Source organism: Nocardiopsis halophila DSM 44494 (assembly GCF_000341245.1).
Taxonomy (GTDB): domain Bacteria; phylum Actinomycetota; class Actinomycetes; order Streptosporangiales; family Streptosporangiaceae; genus Nocardiopsis_A; species Nocardiopsis_A halophila.
Window position 1 is genome coordinate 1 of record NZ_ANAD01000166.1, and the last position, 5,614, is coordinate 5,614.

The 5,614-nt window shown below is 75.9% G+C and carries 5 protein-coding genes; all 5 read left to right on the plus strand.

Annotation, left to right across the window (positions count from 1 at the left end; all coding sequences use genetic code 11):
• Positions 1-1,544 (plus strand): alanine--tRNA ligase-related protein (locus tag D450_RS0119700; RefSeq protein WP_017540377.1); only part of this gene is annotated, 1,544 nt, incomplete at its 5' end.
• Positions 1,545-1,736: 192 nt separating this feature from the next.
• Entirely contained in the window at positions 1,737-2,216 is a 480-nt protein-coding gene (gene ruvX / locus D450_RS0119705) for a Holliday junction resolvase RuvX (protein WP_026124240.1), read from the plus strand.
• Complete coding sequence (mltG, locus tag D450_RS0119710; RefSeq protein ID WP_017540379.1) at positions 2,213-3,862, plus strand: endolytic transglycosylase MltG; 1,650 nt, start codon at positions 2,213-2,215, stop codon at positions 3,860-3,862. Before ruvX ends, mltG begins: the two co-directional genes overlap by 4 nt.
• A complete protein-coding gene (locus tag D450_RS0119715) occupies positions 3,862-4,698 on the plus strand; it encodes a shikimate dehydrogenase (RefSeq protein WP_017540380.1) in 837 nt (278 codons plus the stop codon). Before mltG ends, D450_RS0119715 begins: the two co-directional genes overlap by 1 nt.
• 303 nt (positions 4,699-5,001) lie before the next feature.
• Positions 5,002-5,614, plus strand: a 613-nt coding sequence (gene infC / locus D450_RS0119720) for a translation initiation factor IF-3 (RefSeq protein WP_193789681.1), incomplete at its 3' end; no start/stop codon positions are given.

The following is a 5,614-nucleotide window of genomic DNA, read 5'->3' on the forward strand; positions in this document are numbered from 1 at the left end:
CCCGGGCGGCCGAGCGCACCCGCGCCGCGGGCGGCGCCACCTTTTCCGGCGCCGACGCCTTCCAGCTGCACGACACCTACGGCTTCCCCATCGACCTCACCCTGGAGATGGCCGCCGAGCAGGGCCTGCGGGTGGACGAGGAGTCCTTCTCCTCGCTCATGGAGCGCCAGCGCGAGACCGCCAAGCGCGACGCCAAGGCCAAGAAGCTCGGCAACGCCGACGTCAGCGTCTACGCGCGGCTGCTGGACACCTCCGGCGCCACCGACTTCCTCGGCTACACCGACCAGGAGGGCGAGGCCCGCATCCTCGGCCTGATCGTCGGCGGACAGGCGGCCGACGTCGCCCGCGCCGGCGAGAAGGTGGAGATCGTGCTGGACCGCACGCCCTTCTACGCCGAGTCCGGCGGCCAGCTCGCCGACAAGGGCACCATCACCGTGGACGGCCGCGGCGCGGCCGACGTGGAGGACGTGCAGAAGCCGCTGCCCGGCCTGTTCGTGCACCGCGGCACCGTGCGCTCGGGCGAGCTGGTGGTGGACGACCCCGTGCACGCCGCCATCGACACCGGCCGGCGCGCCTCGGTCTCCCGCTCGCACTCGGCCACCCACCTCATCCACTCGGCGCTGCGCAACGCGCTGGGCGCCTCGACCGGCCAGGCGGGCTCGGAGAACCAGCCCGGCCGGCTGCGGTTCGACTTCACCGCCGACCGGCCGCTGCGCACCGAGGAGCTGGCCGAGGTCGAGGAGGAGGTCAACACCGTCCTGGCCGACGACATCCAGGTCCGCGACTTCCAGACCAGCCTGGACGAGGCGCTCAAGATGGGCGCCCTGGCCATGTTCGGCGAGAAGTACGGGGACCGGGTCCGCGTGGTCGAGATGAGCGACTACTCGCGCGAGCTGTGCGGCGGCACCCACGTGCCCGCCACCGGCCGCCTCGGCGTGGTCAAGGTGCTGGGCGAGTCCTCGGTGGGCTCGGGCGTGCGCCGCATCGAGGCCGCCGTGGGCATCGACGCCTTCCGCCGCCTGTCCAAGGAGTCCATGCTGGTGGGCCAGCTCTCCGAGCAGCTCAAGGCCCCGCGCGAGGAGCTGCCCGAGCGCATCGACTCCCTGGTCTCCCGGGTGCGCACCGCCGAGAAGGAGATCGAGCGGCTGCGCGCCGCCCAGGTGCTGCAGGCCGCCGCAGGGCTGGCCGAGGGCGCCCGCGAGCGCGCCGGCGTGCTGCTGGCCACCCACCGCGCCGAGGACGGCGCCTCCGGCGACGACCTGCGCAAGCTGGCCCTGGACGTGCGCGGGCGCCTGGGCGAGGAGCGGCCGGCCGTGGTCGCCGTCGCCGGGGTGCCCAAGGACCGCCCGGTGGTCGTGGTGGCCGCCAACAAGGCGGCCCAGAAGCGCGGCCTCAAGGCCGGGGACCTGGTGGGCACCGCCGCCCGCGAGCTCGGCGGCGGCGGTGGCGGCAAGCCGGACGTCGCCCAGGGCGGCGGCACCGACCCGGCCGCGGTCGATCGCGCGCTCGGTGCCATCGAAGCGCGCGTCGGAGAGTCCGCCTGACCCTTTTCCAAGGCAGAGTCTCCGTGTAAGGCTTCTCGTCCACCGGAGCCTGCCCGAGCCCCGCCGCGGCGCCCCGGGCGCCGCGGCGGTCCGCTGCCGCGCCCGCCCGACCGGCGGCGCGGTGCCCGCCAGAAAGGAACGAGACGTGACCCCTGCCGCCGCCCCCTGGACCCGCACGGGGGAGCCCGGTCGTTGAGGAACGGCGTACGCCTGGCCGTGGACCCCGGCGACGCCCGCATCGGCGTCGCCGCAAGTGACCCCGGAGGTGTCCTGGCCTCCCCCGTGGAGACCGTCCGCCGCGGCACCGGCGACCTCGCGCGGATCGCCGCCCTGGTGGTCGAGCGCGAGGCGCGCGAAGTGGTGGTCGGCCTGCCCGCATCGCTCTCCGGAACCGAGGGCGCCGCGGCGCGCTCGGCCCGCGCCTTCGCCGTGTCGCTGGCCCGCATGCTGGCCCCGGTCCCGGTCCGGATGGTCGACGAGCGGCTGACCACCGTCACCGCACAGCAGCAGCTGGTCGCGGGCCCCGGGCACGCCAAGCGCGGCGCCCGCGCCGGCCGGGCCCGCCGCGCGGTGATCGACCAGGCGGCCGCGGTGGTGCTGCTGCAGTCCGCACTGGACAGCGAGCGCACGACCGGCCGCCCCCCCGGGGAGATCGTCGAGGTGAGCGGATGAACGGCTACGGACCGGACGGCGACCGGCGGCCCTACGGCGGTCGGCGCGCACGCCCGGAGGGGCCGCGCGACCCCGACCCCCTCACCGACCCCTGGCCCTCGGCGCCGGCCGCCTCCGGCGGCGGCGAACGCCCGCGCCGGGGCCGCCGCCGCAAACCCGAGACCGACCCCGACCTCGTCGGCGGCGCGGTCGCCCCGCCGCCGCGGGAACCCGCGGCCGACTCCGGGCCGCTGCCGGTCGACCCGGGCCCGCAGCGCCCGCGCGGCCGCCGCCGGCGGCGCGAGCCGGAGGAGGAGCGGGACCCCCTGGGACTGGGAGCGGAGCCGCCGGACGACGGCGAGGCCCCGTTCGACCGGCCGCTGCCGCAGCGCACGCTGGACTTCGACGCGGTCCCGGTGACGCGCAAGGGCGGGCGCCGCAGGGCGCACCCTCAGGCCGGCCCCGTGTCCGACCCCGGGCCGGAGCCGAGCGAGGAGACAGCGGAACCGGCGGCCGGGGACGGGCCCGACGACGACCGCCCCGAGGCCGCCCCGCGCGGGCGCCGGGCCCGCGGGAAGGGGCGGCGCGCGGCCCCGCGCCGCGCCCGGCGCAAGGGCGGCGGCAGGGGCGGCAAGGGCAAGGCCGTCGTGGTCGGCGCCGCGCTCGCGGTCGTCGTGGCCGGCGGCGGCTTCGCCGCCCGCACCTTCCTCTTCCCCGCCGACTACGAGGGCGCGGGCAGCGGGCAGGTGGAGGTCGTCGTCCCCGAGGGCGCCTCGGGGTCCCGGATCGGCGGGATCCTGGAGGACGCCGGCGTGGTGGCCAGCTCCCGCGCCTTCACCAACGCGCTGGACGAGGCCGGAGCGGAGCTGACGCCCGGCACCTACCTGCTGCGCTCGCAGATGGGCGCGGGGGAGGCCGTCGAACTCATGCTCGACCCCGCCTCGCGCTCCGAGGTCAAGGTCACCGTCCCCGAGGGCAAGCGGGCCTCGGAGGTCCTCGCCCAGGTGTCGGAGGAGTCGGGCATCCCGCTGGAGGACCTGCAGGCCGCCTACGACGACCCGGCCTCGCTGGGGCTGCCCGACTACGCCGAGCAGGGGCCCGAGGGCTACCTGTTCCCCGCCACCTACACCCTCTCCCCGGACATGGACGCCCAGGAGGTGCTCTCCCGGATGGTGCGCCGGTTCACCCAGGTCGCCGAGGACCCCGGGGTCGACCTGGAGGGCCGCGCCGAGGAGGTGGGCATGGACCCCAACGAGGTCATGGCGGTGGCGGCCATCGTGCAGGCCGAGACCGGCTCGGTGGAGGACATGCCCGACATCTCGGCGGTCGTCCACAACCGTCTGGAGGAGGGCATGGAGCTGGGCATGGACAGCACCTGCTTCTACGTCATCGGCGAGCACGGCATCGCCCTGACCGGCGAACAGCTCGCCGAGTGCAAGGCCGCCGGCAGCGATTACGCCACCTACGGCCGCAAGGGCCTGCCCGCCGGGCCGTTCGTCAGCCCCGGGGAGGACGCCATCAAGGCGGCCCTGGCCCCCTCCGACGAGGACTACCTGTACTTCGTCGCCACCGACCCGGAGAACGGTGTGACCGAGTTCGCCGAGACCCACGACGAGTTCCTGGTGCTCAAGGAGCGGTTCCAGCAGAGCCAGCAAGGAGGGGCCTGATGCGCGCCGCGGTGCTGGGCTCGCCGGTGGCCCACTCGCTCTCGCCGGTGCTGCACCGGGCCGCCTACGCGGCGCTGGGCATCGCGGGGGAGTGGAGCTACGGGCTGCACGAGTGCGGTGAGGACGGCCTGGAGCCGTTCCTGCGCTCCTGCGGGCCCGAATGGGCGGGGCTGTCGCTGACCATGCCGCTCAAGAAGGCGGCCCTGGAGGCGGCCGACCGGTCCGACGAGGCCTCCCGGCAGGTCGGCGCCGCCAACACCCTGGTGCTGTCCGGCGGCGGCCGCACGGCCCACAACACCGATGTGCACGGGATCGCCGCGGCGCTGTCCGAGGCCGGGGCGGGCGCCCCGCGCACCGCGGCGGTGCTCGGGGGCGGGGCGACCGCCGCCTCCGCGGTGGCCGCCCTGCACCGGCTGGGCGCCGCCTCGGTCACGGTCCTGGCCCGCGACCCCGCCCGCGCCCGGGGGGTGCTGGAGGCGGCCGGGCGCACCGGCATCGCCGCCGAGGCGGCGCCGCTGGCCGAACTCGAGCGCCACCTGGAGGTGGACCTGGTGGCCAGCACGCTGCCGTCCGGGGCCGCCGACGCCTGGGCCGACCGCGTCGCGCAGAGCGGGGCGGCCGTCTTCGACGTGGTCTACAGCCCCTGGCCCACCGCGCTGGCCCGCGCGGCCGCCGCGGCCGGGCGCACCGTGGTCGGCGGCTTCCCGATGCTGCTGCACCAGGCGGCGGCCCAGGTGGAGCTGATGACCGGGGCCGGGCCGGCCCCGGTGGAGGCGATGCGCGCGGCGGGCGAGGCCGAACTCGCCCGGCGGGCGGCCCCCGCGGCGGGGGAATAGCCCCGCCGCGCAGGGCGTTCGCCAGCGTGAGGGGACTCCCCCCGGCAGCGGCCCGGCGGGTCCGGCGGCCCTGGTAGAGTAGGGTCCTGACCTGATCCGGGCGCCCCTGCGGCGCCCGGAGACGCAAGCGGAGGCCGATCCTCCCACCCGTCGGGCACCACTCGTACGGGTTCCGGTCGGCGGGACGGTGCGCCCGCGGGGTCCACGGATCCCGCGCGACGAGCGGTCCGCCGCCCGGTGGATCACCCCGCTTGCCACGGCTGGCGGGGTTTTTCGCTTTCCGCCCCCATCACGGGGCCGCGGGTGGGAACCCCTTCACTACGGAGCACCACGACAAGGCTAGGGAGGGGTCTCATCAGCGCCGAGCCCCGCATCAACGACCGCATCCGGGTTCCCGAGGTCCGACTCGTCGGACCCAACGGCGAGCAGGTCGGCATCGTCTCCGTGCAGGACGCCCTGCGTCTGGCACAGGAGGCCGACCTCGACTTGGTCGAGGTCGCCCCGACCGCGCGGCCGCCGGTCGCCAAGCTGATGGACTACGGCAAGTTCAAGTACGAGTCCGCGGTCAAGGCGCGCGAGTCGCGCAAGAACCAGTCGAACACGATCATCAAGGAGATCAAGCTCCGCCCCAAGATCGACGGGCACGACTACGACACCAAGAAGGGTCACGTCGAGCGCTTCCTCAGGGGCGGGGACAAGGTCAAGGTGACGATCATGTTCCGCGGCCGCGAGCAGTCCCGCCCCGAGCTGGGGCGCCGCCTGCTGGCCAAGCTGGCCGAGGACGTCCAGGAACTGGGATCGGTGGAGTCGCAGCCCAAGCAGGACGGCCGCAACATGGTCATGGTCCTGGGGCCGCACAAGCGCCGCTCCGAGCACAAGGCCGAGGCCCGCGCGGCCAGTGGCGGGAAGAACCGCC